General features: G+C 35.5%; 14 protein-coding genes. 3 read left to right on the top strand and 11 right to left on the bottom strand.

Annotation, left to right across the window (positions count from 1 at the left end):
* Positions 1–16: 16 nt before the first annotated feature.
* Genes G9C87_RS11695 through pgi form a run of 7 tightly spaced genes read right to left on the bottom strand, consistent with a single transcriptional unit; the run spans position 17 to position 6,824 of the window.
* Positions 17–634 carry an outer membrane beta-barrel protein gene (locus G9C87_RS11695; protein WP_172281307.1) on the bottom strand — a complete coding sequence of 206 codons (618 nt, stop codon included), beginning with the start codon at positions 632–634 and terminating at the stop codon, positions 17–19.
* Positions 618–1,433, bottom strand: a complete 816-nt coding sequence (locus G9C87_RS11690) for an ABC transporter ATP-binding protein (RefSeq protein WP_172281305.1) — start codon at positions 1,431–1,433, stop codon at positions 618–620. Before G9C87_RS11690 ends, G9C87_RS11695 begins: the two co-directional genes overlap by 17 nt.
* Positions 1,433–2,185, bottom strand: a complete 753-nt coding sequence (locus tag G9C87_RS11685) for an MlaE family ABC transporter permease (RefSeq protein WP_172281304.1) — start codon at positions 2,183–2,185, stop codon at positions 1,433–1,435. The genes G9C87_RS11690 and G9C87_RS11685 overlap by 1 nt, the downstream gene beginning before the upstream one ends.
* 34 nt (positions 2,186–2,219) lie before the next feature.
* The gene (locus tag G9C87_RS11680) at positions 2,220–3,590 is read right to left on the bottom strand and encodes an exopolysaccharide biosynthesis polyprenyl glycosylphosphotransferase (protein ID WP_172281302.1); all 1,371 of its coding nucleotides are present in this window, start codon (positions 3,588–3,590) and stop codon (positions 2,220–2,222) included.
* A gap of 43 nt (positions 3,591–3,633) precedes the next feature.
* On the bottom strand, positions 3,634–4,263 hold the full coding sequence (locus G9C87_RS11675; RefSeq protein WP_172281292.1) for a 7-carboxy-7-deazaguanine synthase QueE: 630 nt from the start codon (positions 4,261–4,263) through the stop codon (positions 3,634–3,636).
* 7 nt (positions 4,264–4,270) lie between these two features.
* Positions 4,271–5,155, bottom strand: coding sequence for a bifunctional 5,10-methylenetetrahydrofolate dehydrogenase/5,10-methenyltetrahydrofolate cyclohydrolase (locus G9C87_RS11670; RefSeq protein WP_172281290.1), 885 nt, complete (start codon positions 5,153–5,155; stop codon positions 4,271–4,273).
* 28 nt (positions 5,156–5,183) lie between these two features.
* Complete coding sequence (gene pgi / locus G9C87_RS11665) at positions 5,184–6,824, bottom strand: glucose-6-phosphate isomerase (RefSeq protein WP_172281288.1); 1,641 nt, start codon at positions 6,822–6,824, stop codon at positions 5,184–5,186.
* A 350-nt stretch (positions 6,825–7,174) separates the two neighbouring features.
* Here pgi and G9C87_RS11660 point away from each other — a divergent pair, with 350 nt between their 5' ends.
* Positions 7,175–8,914 carry a T9SS type A sorting domain-containing protein gene (locus G9C87_RS11660; protein ID WP_172281286.1) on the top strand — a complete coding sequence of 580 codons (1,740 nt, stop codon included), beginning with the start codon at positions 7,175–7,177 and terminating at the stop codon, positions 8,912–8,914.
* Positions 8,915–9,012: 98 nt separating this feature from the next.
* Here the strand turns inward: G9C87_RS11660 and G9C87_RS11655 are convergent, their stop codons facing one another.
* Positions 9,013–9,921, bottom strand: coding sequence for a DUF4349 domain-containing protein (locus tag G9C87_RS11655; RefSeq protein ID WP_172281284.1), 909 nt, complete (start codon positions 9,919–9,921; stop codon positions 9,013–9,015).
* Positions 9,922–10,118: 197 nt separating this feature from the next.
* Between G9C87_RS11655 and G9C87_RS11650 the strand changes: the two genes are divergently transcribed.
* Positions 10,119–11,477: an acyl-CoA dehydrogenase family protein gene (locus G9C87_RS11650; RefSeq protein WP_172281282.1), complete on the top strand. Its 1,359-nt coding sequence runs from the start codon at positions 10,119–10,121 to the stop codon at positions 11,475–11,477.
* Between the two features lie 25 nt (positions 11,478–11,502).
* Here G9C87_RS11650 and G9C87_RS11645 read toward each other — a convergent pair whose 3' ends face one another.
* From G9C87_RS11645 to lon, 3 genes are all read right to left on the bottom strand, one after another.
* Positions 11,503–11,880 carry a DoxX family protein gene (locus G9C87_RS11645; RefSeq protein WP_172281280.1) on the bottom strand — a complete coding sequence of 126 codons (378 nt, stop codon included), beginning with the start codon at positions 11,878–11,880 and terminating at the stop codon, positions 11,503–11,505.
* Between the two features lie 125 nt (positions 11,881–12,005).
* Positions 12,006–13,118 (bottom strand): AI-2E family transporter, encoded by a 1,113-nt coding sequence (locus G9C87_RS11640; RefSeq protein ID WP_172281278.1) that lies wholly within the window; start codon positions 13,116–13,118, stop codon positions 12,006–12,008.
* A 245-nt stretch (positions 13,119–13,363) separates the two neighbouring features.
* Positions 13,364–15,769 (bottom strand): endopeptidase La, encoded by a 2,406-nt coding sequence (gene lon / locus G9C87_RS11635; RefSeq protein WP_172281276.1) that lies wholly within the window; start codon positions 15,767–15,769, stop codon positions 13,364–13,366.
* Positions 15,770–16,027: 258 nt separating this feature from the next.
* Here lon and G9C87_RS11630 point away from each other — a divergent pair, with 258 nt between their 5' ends.
* Positions 16,028–18,178 (top strand): SurA N-terminal domain-containing protein, encoded by a 2,151-nt coding sequence (locus tag G9C87_RS11630; RefSeq protein ID WP_172281274.1) that lies wholly within the window; start codon positions 16,028–16,030, stop codon positions 18,176–18,178.
* Positions 18,179–18,287: the final 109 nt, after the last annotated feature.

Here is an 18,287-nt window from a genome sequence, read left to right as displayed (position 1 = left end):
TGTTATTTTCTTTCGGTTAAAATTTATAACCCAAACCTACCATAAAGAGATTAGGGCGATTATCATATCTGATTTCTTCACCAGATACTCTGTTTACAAAATTTCTTTGATCTTTACTAAATGCACCTTCATATCTTGCGTTGATAAGAAGTTTTTTAATTTCAAGCTGAGCTCCGAACTGGTATCCTACAGTAAAATTATCTCTTGCATTTTCTTTAAAATCATTAAATGTATCCTCCTTAGCCAGGTTATAGCTGGCAACAGGTCCAATGAATACACCCAGCATATCCCCTAATACTTTATGACCTACAAGTACCGGTAAATCGATACGGTTGTTTTTAACATCGAATGTAGTATTGGAAACAGGATCCGTGAATTCATTTTTAAAGGTGGTGTAATACAATTCCGGCATCAGGAAAAATGCCATCGGAAGGTTAGCTTTTAATGAAAGTCCAATATTAAATCCTACATTATTCTTTCCCTTATTGTCTATTGCCGCACTTGCCGTATTGGAGATATTTTTCCACGATGGAGATCCTGTTGGAAAAATTAAGTTTGCCTTACCTGCAAGAGAAATCTGTGCAGAAGCAAACATCGAAAGGCTTAATAGCGCTATACTAAATATTTGTTTCATTTTCGTCTAGTTTTGTGATCGTATTATCAATAGTTTTATTATTTTCAAGTAAATACACTCTCAATTCTTTAAATAGCTCTGAAGAATAAACGAAGTCAATAAGATTTTTATTGCCTGCTGTAATCAGAATGTCTTTATTTCCTTCCCACTCTTTGATTCCTAATCTCAGATAGACAATCTTTTCACCTATCGTCATTACGGAGTTCATATCGTGTGTATTAATGATCGTTGTTGTGTTATATTCTTTTGTTATTTCGAGAAGTAGATCATCTATTACATTGGATGTATAGGGATCCAGTCCTGAATTTGGCTCATCACAAAACAAGTATTTAGGATTGTTCACAATGGCTCTTGCAATGGCCACCCGTTTTTGCATTCCTCCGGAAATTTCGGATGGAAATTTTTTGTTGGCTTTATCGAGATGTACTCTTCCAATAACTTCAAAAACTCTTTTTTTCTTTTCCCTGAAACTTAAATTGGTAAACATATCAAGAGGAAACATAATGTTTTCCTCCACTGTAAGAGAGTCAAACAAAGCGCTTCCCTGGAATACCGTTCCGATTTCCGATCGCAGGTGCTGCTTTTCTTCACGGGTCATTGTATTGATGTCTTTACCATCAAAAAGAATTTCACCTGAGGAAGGCTGATATACATTTAATAAACTCTTAAGAAATACTGTTTTTCCCGATCCACTTTGCCCGATAATCAGATTTACCTTCCCTTTATCAAAAGAAGTTGAAATTCCTTTAAGTACTTCAACATCATCAAAACTTTTTTTAAGATTTTTTACCTCAATCATTAGCTTAATATTAATTGGGTTAATATTAATTCGGAAATGATAATAAATACCATTGTCCAAACCACGGCTTGTGTACTCGCTCTACCTACTTCCAGTGAACCACCTTTTACGAAGTAACCGAAGTACGAAGGAACTGTTGCAATAACAAAAGCGAAAACGATCGTTTTTATAAATGCATAGTAAACGAATAAATTAGGCATATACATCTGTATCCCCGTAATATAATCGGATTCCGTCCAGTTTCCTGTTAAAATTCCGGCAATATATCCACCGCCTATACCAAACACAATACTGATTGCAATAAGAAGCGGGTTAAAAATGATACACGCAATTATTTTAGGGAGTATCAGAAAATTGGGTGAGTTAACTCCCATGATATCCAATGCATCGATTTGTTCTGAAACCCTCATTGTACCTATACTGGATGCAATATATGAGCCTACTTTTCCCGCCAGAATCAAACTGATAATGGTGGGTGAAAATTCCAGTACAAGTACTGCTTTTGTAGCGTATCCCACGAACGAAGTAGGAATGGGAAATGAAGAAGCATCAAAGTTGTTGAACATTTGGATGGCAACTACCGCTCCCACGAATATAGATGTAAAGATAACCAACCCGAATGAGTTGACTCCTAAATCATTGATTTCTCTCATGAACAGCTTCCAGAAAACCCTCATTTTCTGAGGTTTTTGCATAGATTTACCAAGAAGAATAATGTATTCCCCTACGGCTGTGAAAAACTTTTTTAACATTCTGCTAAATTAGACTTTTTTTATTAAGCATTCTTTATTTTGCGTTTTTATCTCCACCTAAAACCAGTAAAATAGTTTTCAAAATGATGATAAGATCCAGGATGAAGCTCCAGTTTCTTACATAGAAGGCATCAGCCAGTATCCGCTTTTTCATTTCAACCTCCACATCCCCGGAATCACCCCTGAGCCCGTTTACCTGTGCAAGACCTGTAATCCCTGGATTTACAGTACTTCTAAGACTATATCTTCCTATTTTGGGTTTATAATAATTATCTACTGCCAGCATATGAGGACGAGGTCCTACAATTGACATCTCTCCCCTTAATACATTAATAAACTGTGGCATCTCATCCAAGCTTGTTTTTCTGAGAAACTTACCAATCCCTGTGATCCTTGCGTCATTTTCCGATGTTGTTCTCGTTGTTGACTCATCATTCACCACCATTGTTCTGAATTTTATACAGCTAAATACTTCTTCATGAAAACCATATCTTTTCTGTATGAAAAAAACAGGCCCTTTTGACGTCAGCTTGATAAAAATTGCAATTATCGGAAATAGCCACAAGCAGATAACTATCATAACCACAAGTGAAAAAACGATATCAAACAATCTTTTTAAAAGGTAATTGGAATAATAATCCAAAGGATACTTTGCCTGATTGAGAACCGGCTGAGTCTCTACATATCCCAGGTCGTAAGCAAAAAGATCAGTCTGAGATATATTAGGGATCAGCGAAATATGCACCTTGCTTGCTTCAGCTAATCTGAAAATTTCATCCTCCATCTGAGAGGTAAATGTATTTTCCAGTGGCAGAAATAATGTATGTATTCCATTGCTCTTCCAGAAGGACTGAAGCTCTTGGGTCTGAATTATTTCAGTAGGGTATTCAAAAATTCTGTATCCGAAATCTTTCCTTTCATTCAATATGTTTTTCAAAACATTCGTAGAGCTGTTCTCACTTAGAAACATCACATTCCTGTTGTTAATTCCTATAGATCTCAGATATTTTATTCCAAAATAAATAATGGATTTTGTAATCAATATAAAAGAAAACAGGTACAGCGACAACCAAGAAAGCTCTGAGCTGAAAAATTTATTATTACTTACCTTTCTTATTAATACAAGACCAATTACAAACAATATAAAATGAGTAACGATACGTTCTATAAAAGTTGTGTAGGTAAGGTTTCTTCTTATATTGTAAATTTTGGTTCTTCCACTCAGCAGAATCCAAAAAGAGATCAACAAAAGCAAGGGGAACGAATTTTCGTACCAAATATCCTTGTCGTGTATAAGATCCCGGTTTCTGCTTAAAAAAAAGAAAATAAAAACAGATGCAATAACCAAAAGGTCAAGCAAAAGGATAATCGATTTTAAATATCTAGAGTATCGAATTCTCTGCATCTATCGCTATATAAGGGATGTCAGGAGCTAAGATATGTAATTTTTACGGGATATTAAGATATTTATGCGTCTGAACTGAGGCCTGCCATTCCGGATTTGCTAAAATAAAATCAGTAATTTTCGGGTACATTTCATCACGTTTACTCCATTCACTTTGAAGATACAGCTTACAATCTTTTGAAACCTTAGCAGCTTGCTCCTGTGCAAATGCAAAATCGTGATTATTGAAAATAATTACCTTCAGTTCACTGGCTTTCTCATATACATCTTCTTTTGGAAGACCTGTTTTCTTTGGAGAAAGGGTGATCCAGTCCAGTTGTCCGCTTACAGGATAAGCCCCCGAAGTTTCAATGTGTATGGTACATCCCAAGCCCTTTAGCTTGGAGGTTAAAATATCCAGATTCCACATCAAAGGTTCACCACCGGTTAAAACTATGGTTTTACAATGTTTTGCTGCTGTTTCTGCAATTTCTTCCGCATTCATCAATGGGTGAAGATCAGGATTCCAGCTTTCCTTTACATCACACCAATGGCAACCTACATCGCAGCCACCCAATCGTATAAAATAAGCGGCTTTTCCTGTGTGTGCTCCTTCACCTTGTAAAGTGTAAAAATGCTCCATCACAGGGAGCATTTTACCTTCATTTAATAAAATATCTTCTTCTTTATTCATTTTTAAATTAGTCGTTATAGACTGAAGTTTTATAAGCAATGATGGTGTTTTTCATCAACATAGCTCTTGTCATGGGACCAACTCCTCCGGGAACAGGTGTAATCCAGCTCGCTTTTGCAGCACAGCTATCAAAATCTACATCACCTGCCAGATAATATCCTTTTGGAGAGTCATCATCCACTCTGGTAATTCCTACATCTACAATTACAGCACCGTCTTTAATCATTTCTCCCTTTAAGAAATGAGGATCTCCCAAAGCCGTAATGACAATGTCCGCTTTTTTAGTATATTCTTCAATGTCCTTAGTATAAGAGTGTGTAAGGGTAACAGTAGAATTTCCAGGGAAGTCTTTTCTTCCCATCAAAATACTCATGGGTCTCCCTACGATTTTACTTCTTCCGATAATTACACAGTCTTTACCTTTAGTTTCAATATTATATCTTTCTAATAATGTTAAAATTCCAAAAGGGGTAGCAGGTAAGAAGGTATCCATTTCCAATGCCATTTTCCCGAAATTTTCAGGATGGAATCCATCAACATCTTTTCTTGGATCAATAGCATTAATGATTTTCTCCTGATCAATCTGATCCGGTAAAGGTAACTGAACGATGAATCCATCCACAGCTTTAGATTTATTCAGCTCATCGATTTTTTCCAGTAATTCAGATTCGGAAACCGTACTCGGGAATTTAATAAGGCTGGATTGAAAACCTACTTCCTCGCAATCCTTTACTTTAGCATTTACATAAGCCTTGCTTGCTCCGTTGTTTCCAACAAGGATGGCCACCAAATGAGGTGCTCTTCTTTTGCTTTCAAGAATCTTTTCAACTTCTGTCTTGATTTCTGCTTTTATTTCTTTGGATACTTTTAGTCCGTCAAGAATTTCTGCCATTTTACTTTTTTATTAGATATTACTTTCTTTATTTATTGTCCTTATAATAATTGATCAGCCCGTTAGTCGAACTATCGTGTGACCCAATAGTTGCATCATTCTCCAGTTCAGGTAGAATTTTGTTGGCTAATACCTTTCCAAGCTCTACTCCGAATTGATCAAAACTGAAGATATTCCAGATCACTCCCTGAACAAAGATTTTATGCTCATACATTGCTATTAACTGGCCTAATGAAAAAGGAGTTAATTCTTTGAATAATATGGAGTTAGTTGGTGTGTTTCCGTGGAAGACCTTGAAGTTTAACAGCCTTTCTATTTCCTCATCCGATTTTCCTGAATTTCTTAATTCTTCCTCTACTTCTTCTTCATTTTTTCCAAAAGCAAGCGCTTCCGTCTGAGCGAAAAAGTTAGCCAGTAGTTTGTCCTGGTGATCAGAAACCTTATTACTACTTTTTGCATAGGCTATAAAATCAGCAGGAATTAATTCCGTACCCTGGTGGATCAGCTGATAGAATGCATGCTGTCCATTTGTTCCTGGCTCTCCCCAGATAATAGGACCTGTTTCATATTCCACAAATTCACCATTTCTGTCTACGCATTTTCCGTTGCTTTCCATATCTCCCTGTTGTAAGTACGCAGCAAATCTGTCAAGATACTGGGAATAAGGCAAAATAGCATAAGTAGTTGCAGCATAAAAATTACGGTACCAGATGCCAATGAGACCCATTAAAACCGGAATGTTTTCTGAAAAGTCTGTGTTCTGGAAATGTTGATCAGTATCAAAAGCTCCTTTTAACAATTCTTCGAAGTTTTCATAACCTACTGCCAGAACAATACTTAGTCCGATAGCACTCCAAAGAGAATATCTTCCGCCAACCCAGTCCCAGAATTCAAAGATATTATCTTCTGCGATTCCGAAGCTTTTAACTGCTTCAATATTAGTGGATAAAGCTACGAAATGTTTGGCAACGTCATCCTGCTTTCCAGCTTGTAAAAACCAATCTTTTGCAGAGTTGGCATTAGTCATTGTTTCCTGGGTTGTAAAAGTTTTGGAAGCAACGATAAACAGAGTTGTTTCAGGATTTAAATTTTTAACGACTTCTGCAATATGGTTTCCGTCCACATTAGATACGAAATGAACGTCCAGCCTTGTTTTGAAGTGTTTTAGCGCAGAGCATACCATCACAGGACCAAGGTCAGAGCCTCCGATTCCGATATTAACTACATCCGTGATTTCTTTTCCGCTGAATCCTTTATGCTCTCCGGAAATTATTTTCTCGGAAAAAGATTTCATATGGTCAAGGACTCTTCTGATGTGAGGCTTTACATTTTCTCCATCTACCAAAATTTCCTTATCCGAAAAATCCCTTAAAGCTGTATGAAGAACTGCTCTCCCTTCTGTTTCATTGATTTTGTCACCACTAAACATTTTAGAAATGGCGTCTTTTAGCTGGCATTCTTCAGCTAAATTCAACAACAATTCTTTAGTCCTTGAATCCATAAGGTTTTTAGAGTAATCAAAAAGAAAATTTTCTTTTTTTATTGAGAACTCTTCAAAACGATTTTCATTGTATGCGAAAAGGGTTCTTAAGTCGAAATCATTTCCTGCAAAGTGTTCATCAAGGGCTTTCCAGCTGTTGGTGTGTATGGGATTTATTTTTGATAGCATATGTTCAAAGTTAAAATTCTAGGTTGAGAATCAATAATTTTAATGGAATCTTGAGATTAAAATGCAAATTTAAGGAAAAATAAAACCTCCGGGAAAAATTGGCCATGGTAAAATGTAAAATTATGGTGATCATCCTGATGTTGTATCCTTTTCATGATTGTTGTGCCAGGAAGTGAGATTAATATTTGTTAATTTTCAATATATTATAAATTGATAATTAGTTTTTTACGGGAACCTTTGTATATTTATACGCCGTTACGTAATTCTGAATAATGCATCTCTCGCATTAACCACAAAGCCTTTTAAAAGAGGTGAAACCGTGAATACATATCACTTAAATATATCGTTAAATGAAAAAAATTATTAAAATCACAGTATTATTACTGGTGTATAACCTGGGATTCGGCCAGACCAATTATTATGTAGATAAAACAAACGGAAGCGATAACAATAACGGAAGCAGCACCGCTCCATGGAAAACAATACAAAAAGCAGCCACTAAGGCTACCCCAAACAGTATTGTGAATATTAAGGCAGGTACTTATTACGAAAATGTTGTTATCAACGTAAGTGGAACTAGTGGAAACTATATTACTTTTAAAAATTATGCCAATGATAATGTAATCATTGACGGAACAAATACCCCGGGAAGTACTCTGTTGACGGTGACGAATAAAAGTTTTTTGAAATTTGAAAACCTGACCATCCAAAACAAAACAGTAAATGATGCGCAGGGAGTGCTTGTTCAAACAACGGGAATCGGTTCATCTACAGATCTCACGTTCAAAAACATAACGGTTACAAAAATTAATTGGAATGCAAATAAAGATATACCGGTTAATCCTAATAATAATGCGCAGGGCTTTATTGTGTATGGTCGTAATGGCGGAATTACCAATCTTACGATAGACGAATGCAAGGTGTTTAATAATATTTTGGGTTATAGTGAAGCATTGGCTGTAAATGGAAATATAGATGGATTTATAGTCAAAAATTGCAAGGTATATGATAATACAAATATAGGAATTGATATCCTAGGACATGAGGGTACAGCATCAAATACATCATTAGATGAAGCCAGAAATGGAGTAGTGATTAATAATGAGTGTTATAATAATGTTGCAAAGTATGCAACTTCCGCTGGGATTTATGTTGATGGCGCGAGGAATATTACTATAGAAAGAAATAAAAGTTATCAGAATGGATATGGAATTGAGGTCGGAGCTGAAAGAGATGGGATTGTTCAGCAAATTACTGTAAAAAACAATTTAATATATAAAAATAAAGAAGCAGGGCTTTCTATAGGAGGGTTTGATGATAATACCACAGGTCAGGTTATTAATAGTGTTATCCGAAACAATACATTTTTACAAAACGATACTGCGAATAAAGGATCTGGAGAAATTTCGATGAGCAAAGCTTCTAATTGTACTTTTGAGAACAATATTTTTTACACTGGCCCGGAAAATTTATTGATGTTTATAGATAACAAGAGTCCACAATCGAACAATACTTTTAATTATAATTGTTGGTATACTCCAAATAATGATCAAAATGATATCGCAGTAGATTGGAGAGGAACAACCTATGATACATTTGCAGCGTATAGATCTGCAACTGGCCAGGACGCCAATTCTCTTTATGCTAATCCAAGTTTGGTATCCATTTCAAGTACAACACCTATTGTAAAATTAAATGCAGCAAGTGTTTGTATAAATAAGGGAAAACCAACTACTGCTATTACTTCAGGCGAATTGGATTTTTATGGAGCTGGGAGAATTTCAAATACAATTATCGATATAGGGGCAAGTGAGTACAGTGCTACATTAGGTACTACAACCAATGAAATTTTAAATTTTGGAACGATTTCCCCTAACCCATCAAGTGGTATTTTTAATTTTGAATTAGATGCAGATAAAAAGCCGTATTTTATAGCTGTATATAATATGGGTGGACAAGAATTAAAAAAATATAACTTTTTAACGAACCGGTTTTCCATAGACTTATCGGGACTTACGGAGGGGACTTACTTTGTTAAAATGCAAAATAAGAATGGAGTCTCTTCTAAAAAAATTATAATAAAAAAATAGCGAGATCATATAAATAGAAAAAACCTCCGAATAAAATCGGAGGTTTTTAAAATCTAAAATTATAGTGATAACCCAAAGGTTAGGATAGCATTGTGTTATTATGAAATGGGTGGGTTCGTCTTTTGAATAGGTTTTCGTCTTCTGATACAATAGATGATCACTGCTGCGATTAATAAAACCGGCCAAATGGTGATCAGTCCTACTGCAATTTTTTGAATAAGATAAAACCCTTCTACAAAGGCATTCTTAGCATCATAGATAAAATTGAATTTGTATTTATTATCAATATTTTTAGTATTCGTTATGGCAATTTCCGCAATCCGGTACTTAGGTTCTTTAATGTAAATGTCAATTGTACTATATTTTAGATTGTCAGTAATGTCAAGATTAGCGAGTTGCTGAAGATTGCCTTCCGACATATTGTCGTCGTCCAGTTTTACCTTATCCTTGTTGTTCTTCAGCTGAGTGATATTTTCACCTGTTTTTTTGATCCTTCTTCCTTCTAGTTCTGCGTATTTTATGCTCGATGTTACATCTTCTGCATTGATTGATCGAAAGTTTAGGAATAGCTTTTTGTTGTTAATCAAGGTTAAGAATTCTCCTAATTTTGGCGTAGGAACACGTACCTGCATAGCATTTTCAGTCTGGTATTTTTTTACAAGTATGGCGTCTTCATTGGAAGTATTATAAGTGTCCTCTGAAATTATATTGCTTCGTAAGTTACTATGTGTAACAAATCCTCCCAGATCCTGCACTGATTTTTCAATTGAAACGGTTGCATCATAAACGTCTTTTACCTCCATATTGACATCTGCAGTTTTAATGAACTGTTTGTCTTTTATCTTCATTGTTGCAGCAGAAGATACACTATCGGATACCATGAACGAAGCAGAGTCTGTAGCATTTGCCGTTTCGTAATCTGCTGCTACCGCTTCTCCTTTTTTACACGAGTAAATACCTAATAAAAGAACAGCAGCCATAGATAATTTAATGTAAGTAGTTTTCATAATATTTATTTTTGTTGATACCAAAGTTCAGATGGAATGGTTTGTAAAGTTTGAAAATCACAAGTAAAAACTTTGTAAATAGAAAATGACATTTAATTCATTGTAAGTCATGTATTTGTAAAATGAAGATGGTTGTAAGAATTAAATTTCGGAGTGATTTTTGTATATCTTTTACAAATTAAATCACAACTGTAAATATGTCGAATACTTTTTCCAAAATCAGAAATGCTATAGAATTATTCAGATCAATAGATTTTGATCAGTTAAGCGCAATATCCAGAAAAGTAGATCTTCCGAAGCTGATGCATAATTTCTCAAAATTAGATGACAAACAATTAGGAGGTTTAATGAAAATGCTGGATTCCGATAAAAAGAAGAAAGAGCTACCTCCCATTGACGGTGACTTTTACGATATTTATCATACGCTTACGGCTGAACAAAGAGAAATACAGCTAAAGGTCAGGGCATTTATGGAAAAGGAAGTTAAGCCTTTGGTTAATCATTATTGGTTAAGAGATGAATTTCCTTTTGAACTGATACCTAAATTCCAGAAACTGAATATTTGTGGGGTCACCTATGAAGGATATGGTTGCCCCGGAATGCCTTTCCTAATGGAGGGAGTTATTGCAATGGAGATGGCGAGAATTGATGCTTCAATAGCTACTTTTTTTGGGGTGCAGTCAGGATTGGCAATGGGATCCATTTATATATGTGGTTCTGAAGAGCAAAAGCAAAAATGGCTTCCTCAGATGCAAAAGTTTGAAAAAATAGGAGCTTTCGGATTAACGGAACCTGAAGTAGGATCCGGCGCAGCAGGAGGATTAACTGCTACATGCAAGAAAACGTCTGAAGGATGGATTCTTAACGGAGAGAAAAAATGGATTGGAAATGCTACGTTCGCTGACTTGGTTATTATCTGGGCAAGAGATGTCGATAGCGGAGAAGTGAAAGGATTTATTGTAGAAAAAGATAATCCGGGGTTCTCAGTTGAAAAAATTAAGGGGAAAATGGCTCTTCGTATCGTACAAAACGGATTAATCACTTTAAAAGATTGTCTTGTAACTGAAGAAAACAGACTTCAAAATGCTAATTCTTTTAAAGATACAGGAAAAGTATTGAGAATGACAAGGGCCGGAGTGGCCTGGATGGCGACAGGTTGCGCAAGAGGTGCTTATGAAAGTGCATTAGACTATACCAGGAAAAGAGAACAGTTTGGAAGACCCATTGCTTCTTTTCAGATGATTCAGGGGCATTTGGTAGAGATGTTGTCTAACCTTACTGCGATGCAGACGTTGGTTTTCAGGCTTTCTGAAATGCAGGACGAAGGGATTTTAAAGGATGAACATGCTTCACTGGCAAAGGTTTTTTGTACTCTACGTACAAGGGATATTGTATCCAGAGCCCGTGAGGTAATGGGTGGAAATGGAATCCTGTTAGAATATGATGTTGCAAGATTTGTGGCAGATGCCGAGGCGATATATTCTTATGAAGGCACTAAAGAAATCAATTCACTAATTGTCGGTAGGTCTATAACAGGTTTTAGTGCATTTGTATAAAAAAAGACTGCAATTGCAGTCTTTTTTAGCTTACTAAAGCTTTGTATTTTTTGCTGTTATCTGCGATTATCCAGATGTTAATTAGGAAAAGCACCAGGGAAATCGCAATCCCTGTTGAAGATGGGTCTCTGTATGTATTATGCAATACAATACCCACCATGACGGGTAAAATTACAATTGCTCCTAAAGCTCTTGTTTTTGGAAAGATAAAAAGTAATCCCCCAATAATTTCTACTACCCCCACTAAAGGCAGCAGCCAGCCGATTTCACCAAATGCAGTATATAACTTTATTTGTGCTTCGGTAAGTTTGGGGGCAGGATTGTAGTGCAGAAATTTGTCGAGCCCTGCATTCAGAAACATAAGTCCGAATAGTAGGCAAAGAATGAATTTTATGACTTTCATGATTGATGGATTTTCATCAAATTTACATAAAAATCTAAGAAATTGATTAAAAATATCTTTAAATCTAATGAAAGTAATTTGATTGTAGATTAAATATTGATTATTCTTTAATGGTGAATTGGTATTCAGTCCATTTCTTTTAAAGTAATATTCTTCGAAATTTTATAACTCTTTTTCTTTTTATTAGGCTTTTCATCTTCACCCAGTAATTTTCCCCATGGCTGTAATCCATCCACTCTCTCAAAGATGATTTTAATGATAGCAATTGCAGGAATACAAAGGAACATTCCTGATATTCCCCACAGATGCTCCCCAACAATAATGCCTATAAAAGAAAATAATGCGTTGATCTTTACTTTCGAACCTACCACAAAAGGAAGTACAATATTCCCATCCACCACATGTACTCCTATGTAACCGATAATCACATATATACAGGTAGAAGGAGTAGTCGTTGCAAAAGCTATAAAACAAGAAATGACTAAGGAAATACAAATTCCCAGATAAGGAATAACGTTGAGCAATCCTGTTAACACACCTAATAAAATAGCATATTTAACTCCTAAAATTGCTAGGATAATTGACGTAAGGCTGGATACAATAATAATCTGTATGCAAAGGCCAATAATGTACTTTTTTGTCATGACGCGAACTTCAGATACTACTTCCTGGACACTTGCTTTATGTTTTTCACTAAAGACATTAACAATAAAGTTGTTAAGGATTCTTCTGTAATTTAAAATAAAGATGAAAAACAATATAAAAAAAACAAGGAAGCCTAGGCCTGTAGAAAAGATTCCAAAAGTAAATCCCAGAATAACTCCTGAGGATGATAACAGTTTATTTAAAGCCTGATCAATGTAGTCAAGTTGCTCATGAATCTTAACATTGAATGTATGATATACCCATTTTTGAAGACCGTTGAAAACGGTGTCGAATTGCATTCTTAGGTGTGGGAGGTCCTTGGTAAAACTTGAAAGTTGAGATCCAAAGAAAAATATTAATCCTGCTAAGATCACCAACATACAAAGAACAGATATCATTGTGGAAACAGAGCGTGGAAATCTTAATTTTCTTTCTAAGAATGTAGAAAAAGGCAAAAATAACATTGCCATTAAAAAAGCAAGAAAGAAAGGGGCCAGGATGCTTTGTCCTAACTCTATAAGGTATCCGATACCTATAATTGAAATAATAACAAGGGTTAGTTTTAAAAGGAAGGGAAGCTTAAAAAAATTCATAACTCATAATCTGTTTTATAAAATTAGTAAAACCCATTGAATTGAAAGGCTTTTTATTCAATTAACTTGAATTCTTTTCAGAATATAAATTAATTTGATTAAAGATGTGGTATCTAACTTCTGAATCCTGAGTAATTCTTTTAGGAAGACTTATAACTGTATGCCCGGACTACTGTATACTTTTAAACAAAAAACACATCTCAAAACTGAGACGTGTTTTTTTTGTTTATGATTATATGATAATATTACTTTTCTATGGCAATATCAATAACATCTTCCATTTTGTTAACGTAATGAACGTTAAGGTCTTTCAGATAATCTTTTTTGATTTCTTCCACATCTTTTCTGTTAGCTTCGCAAAGAATAACATCTTTAATACCTGCCCTTGTAGCTGCGAGAAGTTTTTCTTTGATACCTCCTACAGGAAGCACTTTTCCTCTGAGGGTAATTTCTCCCGTCATGGCCAGGTGAGGTTTAACTTTCTTGTTTTTAAAAGAAGAAACCATTGAGGTTAGCATGGCAATTCCCGCGGAAGGCCCGTCTTTTGGAGTGGCGCCTTCAGGAACGTGAACGTGAATGTTTTTCTTTTCGATATCTTCCTGATCAATTCCTAATTCTTTATGTTTTGCTTTGATGTACTCCAATGCTATTGTCGCAGACTCTTTCATTACCGTTCCCAGGTTCCCTGTCATTGTCAGTGTGCCCTTTCCATTGCTGAGAATACTTTCGATAAATAAAATATCTCCTCCCACACTTGTCCAGGCTAATCCTGTAACTACTCCTGGAACTCCTGTGATCTCTGATAAGCTTTTAGGTCTTGGAACACCAAGGATCTCATCTATTTTTTCAACAGTTATTTTAGGATCATAATCTTTAAGCAATGCGGTTTGTAATGCCACCCACCTTGCAATAGAAGCTATCCTTTTTTCTAATGTCCTTACTCCACTTTCTGAAGTGTGAGCCTCTATAATATGTTTAAGTTCAGGATTTCCAAGCTTAAAAGATTTTGAGGTCAAGCCGTTTTCTTCCTGTTGTTTTTTGATAAGATGCCTTTTTGCAATTTCTGTTTTTTCCTCCATGGTATACCCTGCAATCTGGATGATCTCCATTCTGTCAAGAAGCGGGGTTTGTATGGTAGAGAGAGAATTTGCAGTAGCAATGAACATTACTTTAGACAAATCATAACCCATTTCCAGGAAATTATCATAGAATGCATTGTTTTGTTCAGGATCCAGAACCTCTAAAAGTGCAGAACTTGGGTCTCCATGGATTCCCTGTCCTACTTTATCAATTTCATCCAATACAATAACCGGATTAGACGTTCCTGATTTTTTTATGGACTGAAGAATTCTTCCTGCCATTGCTCCTATGTAGGTTTTTCTGTGTCCGCGAATCTCACTTTCATCATGAAGACCACCTAAAGATAACCGTACATATTTTCTTCCCAGGGCATCTGCAACAGATTTTCCTAAAGAAGTTTTACCTACTCCGGGAGGACCTACAAGAAGTAAAATCGGAGATTTCATGTTGTTTTTTAATTTTAAAACAGCCATGTGTTCAAGGATTCTTTTCTTTATGTCTTCCAGCCCGAAATGTGCTTTTTCAAGAACTTTTTCAGCTTTTACAATGTCGAAAACATCTTTTGTATAAGTTTCCCATGGAAGATCCGTGAAGAAATCTAGATAATTTCTCTGAACATTATAGTCCGGAGAATTAGGGTTTTGTCTTTGTAGTCTGTTGATTTCTTTTTGAAAATGTTCTTCAACCTCCTTGCTCCATTTTTTAGTCTTTGCCTTGTTGATAAGATCTTCTACATCTCCTTCTGCTCCACCTCCAAGTTCTTCCTGGATAGTTCTGATCTGTTGGTTAAGGAAGTATTCTCTCTGCTGCTTGTCAAGATCTTTTGATGTTTTCTGATGGATCTGGTTTCTTAATTCCAGTTTTCGGTAGTCCTCGTGCATCTTTTCATAACAGCTGTTGGCTCTTGCCATCAGGCTTTTTTCTTCAAGAAGCTTTTGCTTTTCTACAGAAGGGAAACTGGCATTGGTGCAAATAAAATTCAATAAATCATCGTTATTGTTGATGTTTTTTATTGCAAAATTAGCTGCGTTTGGAATATTTGGATCAAGCTCAATTATTTTTAAAGCTAAATCCTTAATATTTTCCAGTAAAGCATCATATTCATCCTGGTTTTTGGCTTTGGTGTCTTTTAATTTAGAAATTTCAGCCTTAAAATAAGGTTGGGTTTCAATAAATTTTTTGACCTTAAAGCGGTGAAAACCTTTAGTAATAGCAGTAATATTTCCTTCAGGAAGTTTGATGATCTTTATGATCTTCGCCAGAGTTCCTGTTTGATATAAGTCTTTTTCAGTAGGCTGTTCTAGTTCTGAGTTTTTCTGACTTACAATCCCAATGAAATCTCCATTTTTCTGAGCCTCTTCAAGAAGCTGTATAGATGCCTTTCTTCCCGCGGTAATAGGTATTACTACATTTGGAAACATAACCATGTTCCTCACAGGAAGAATAGGAAATATTTTTTGTTCGGAATTTTTATCAGTTTCCGAAAAGTCGGAAAGATTTATCTCTTCCGCCACAATATCAAATCCATCGCTAATCATTTCCTCCAAACTAATATCTTCAAATTCTGTCATAGTAAATCAAATGACAAATTGTCATTCTCGTTTTAAATCGTTAAAGTGATTAAGCATAATATGCTAAGAAAATACCTAGTATATTATGTTAATGTAAGATGCACAATACCTATGCCATTTGTTTTTCATTAAAAAATATGGTCAAAATTTCCTTTTTTATGAAATTTGAATTTTAAAAATTAAAAAAAGCACTTGGATTTCTGTAATTTCTTAAAAATGTGTATTTTCGCAACCTGATAAAAAACTATAATTTATAAAATGGCAATTTTAGGACAGATTAGGAATAGACCTTGGCTTTTGATGGGAGTAATTGCACTGGCGCTTTTAGCGTTTTTAGTTAATCCTGATAGCATTGATAAGGTTTTTGGAAAAAATCCTGATGTTTTAGGAAAAGTAAATGGTGAAAAGATTACCCGTGAAGAGTTTAACGATCAACTTTTCGTATTGCAACAGCAGGCAGAGCAACAAGGTCAGCCCAAAAATGGTCTTGAAGAACAAGCTTGGCAGTTGTTGGTTCAATCAAAGCTTATCAAGCAGCAGTTTGATAAGATGGGGTTTGAAATGACAGATGATTACTTCTGGAGTCAGATTCAGTATGATCAGATGTTTGCTCAAAACAAACAATTCTTTGATGAGAAAGGTAATTTTAAGACTCAAGAGCTTAAGAAACAAGTTGAGGAATTAAAAACAACAAGTGCTGAAGGATACAATCAGTGGTTGAAAACCAGAAAATCTGTTGAATACAGAATTATGGCAAGACAGGTTTTTGCTAATATTTCTACAGGGATCACTACAGGTAAGAAAGAAGCTGAAGAGTTGATGAGACAAAGAGATCAGATGGCTGATATCGACTTTGTGAAAGTGGATTACACATCTTACCTTCAGAAAAATAATATTAAGGTTAAGACAGAGGATCTTGCTGATTATATTAAGCAACATCCGGTGATGTTTAAGACTGAAGCAAGCAGAAATATTGGTATTGCTTTCTTTCCTTCTCAACCGAGTGCAGCTGATGATGCCGCAGCTTTAAAAGAAATCAATAAAATATTCTCAGGAGGAACTGATGCAAGCGGTGGGAAAGAAAATTTCCAAAATACAACCAATGACTCTATGTTTGTAATGGCCAACTCTGATATGCCTTTCAATAGCCAATATTTGAAGCCTAATCAATTGCCACAGACAATACAGTCACAGATTACAACTGCAGCTGTCGGACAGACTTTTGGTCCTTATAAAGAGCAAAATTTCTATGTGGTTTCTAAGCTTTTAGGTAAAAAGACTTCAGATTCTACACTATCAAGACATATCCTTATAGCATTCAAAGGAAGTCCTGCAGGAGAAGGTATTACAAGATCCAAAGAAGAAGCTAAAAAATTAGCGGACTCTATCGGAGCTATCGTAAAAGCAAATCCTGCTAAATTTACAGAATTCTTAAAGCTTTCCAGCGATCCTAATTCTGCCGCTCAAGGAGGAAGTTTAGGATGGACTACTCCGGAAACTCCTTTCGTTCCTGAATTCCTTACTTATTTGGCTAATAATCCAAAAGGAGCAACAGGTGTTGTAGAAACGCAGTTTGGATATCATATCATCAACATTGAAGATAAAAAGCCTGGTGCATTAGGATATAAAGTAGCGAATGTTGTAAAAGCAATCAAAGCTTCTGATGCTACGGAAGCAGATGTTGATAAAAAAGCAAGAAGATTCATTCAGCAGGTTCAGGGTAAATCTTTCAACGATTTCGTGAATATTGCCAAGAAAGGAAATTATCAATTCTCAAATCCTAAGGCTGCCAAAAGATTCGATGGTCAGTTACAAGGCTTAGGAACTGAAAAAGACGGTGATATTCTTGCGTGGGCTTTTGATAAGAAGAGATCTAAAGGAGATACAGAATTCTTTACAGTAGACGGAACGGGTGATAAAATTGTAGTATACCTTAACGGGAAACAGGAGAAAGGATTGGCAGATCCTGAGTCTGTAAGAGATCAGATCGAGGTGGTTGTGAAAAATAAGCTGGCTGCAAAACAGATAGCTGATAAGATTACGGCAGCTAAAGCTTCAAATCTTGATCAGATTGCAAAAATGTTTGCCACTACAAAACAAAGTGCTCAGGTGAATCTATTAAATCCTTCAGTAGCCGGATCTATGGAGCCTAAAGTTGCCGGTGCTGCTTTTGGAGTTAAGAAATCTCAACTTTCTAAACCTGTAGAAGGAGGAACGGGAGTTTATGTTCTGATCAAAAAGAATGAAACTGTAAATAAACAACCTGGAGATCTGAAGCAATTTACAGAGTCTGTTACTCAAAGAAGTGCAGGAATGTTCGGACAGGCTTGGTTAAAAAGCTTGCAGGACAATGCTGATATCGATGATTACAGAATTGAAATCTGGAATAAGCTGGGAAATCAGCATTAATAAAAAAGTAATTTTATAGATACAAAAAGCGGCATAAAAAATGCCGCTTTTTTTGTATTTAACGCAGAGGAATAAACAGAAAGATTAATTTAAAATGTGCTATATTTGC

The sequence above is a fragment of the Chryseobacterium sp. LAM-KRS1 genome (assembly GCF_013184525.1).
In the GTDB taxonomy this organism is placed as follows: domain Bacteria; phylum Bacteroidota; class Bacteroidia; order Flavobacteriales; family Weeksellaceae; genus Chryseobacterium; species Chryseobacterium proteolyticum.
The sequence above is the reverse complement of the archived record's forward strand: the minus strand, read 5'-3'. Positions and strand labels throughout refer to the sequence as shown.

Coding starts and splice junctions, on each gene's coding strand:
- G9C87_RS11645 (WP_172281280.1), bottom strand. CDS start 11,880: ATGAAAGTCATAAAATTCATTCTTTGCCTACTATTCGGACTTATGTTT.
- G9C87_RS11670 (WP_172281290.1), bottom strand. CDS start 5,155: ATGGCAGAAATTCTTGACGGACTAAAAGTATCCAAAGAAATAAAAGCA.
- G9C87_RS11630 (WP_172281274.1), top strand. CDS start 16,028: ATGGCAATTTTAGGACAGATTAGGAATAGACCTTGGCTTTTGATGGGA.
- G9C87_RS11660 (WP_172281286.1), top strand. CDS start 7,175: ATGAAAAAAATTATTAAAATCACAGTATTATTACTGGTGTATAACCTG.
- G9C87_RS11680 (WP_172281302.1), bottom strand. CDS start 3,590: ATGCAGAGAATTCGATACTCTAGATATTTAAAATCGATTATCCTTTTG.
- G9C87_RS11685 (WP_172281304.1), bottom strand. CDS start 2,185: ATGTTAAAAAAGTTTTTCACAGCCGTAGGGGAATACATTATTCTTCTT.
- G9C87_RS11655 (WP_172281284.1), bottom strand. CDS start 9,921: ATGAAAACTACTTACATTAAATTATCTATGGCTGCTGTTCTTTTATTA.
- lon (WP_172281276.1), bottom strand. CDS start 15,769: ATGACAGAATTTGAAGATATTAGTTTGGAGGAAATGATTAGCGATGGA.
- G9C87_RS11640 (WP_172281278.1), bottom strand. CDS start 13,118: ATGAATTTTTTTAAGCTTCCCTTCCTTTTAAAACTAACCCTTGTTATT.
- pgi (WP_172281288.1), bottom strand. CDS start 6,824: ATGCTATCAAAAATAAATCCCATACACACCAACAGCTGGAAAGCCCTT.
- G9C87_RS11650 (WP_172281282.1), top strand. CDS start 10,119: ATGTCGAATACTTTTTCCAAAATCAGAAATGCTATAGAATTATTCAGA.
- G9C87_RS11675 (WP_172281292.1), bottom strand. CDS start 4,263: ATGAATAAAGAAGAAGATATTTTATTAAATGAAGGTAAAATGCTCCCT.
- G9C87_RS11695 (WP_172281307.1), bottom strand. CDS start 634: ATGAAACAAATATTTAGTATAGCGCTATTAAGCCTTTCGATGTTTGCT.
- G9C87_RS11690 (WP_172281305.1), bottom strand. CDS start 1,433: ATGATTGAGGTAAAAAATCTTAAAAAAAGTTTTGATGATGTTGAAGTA.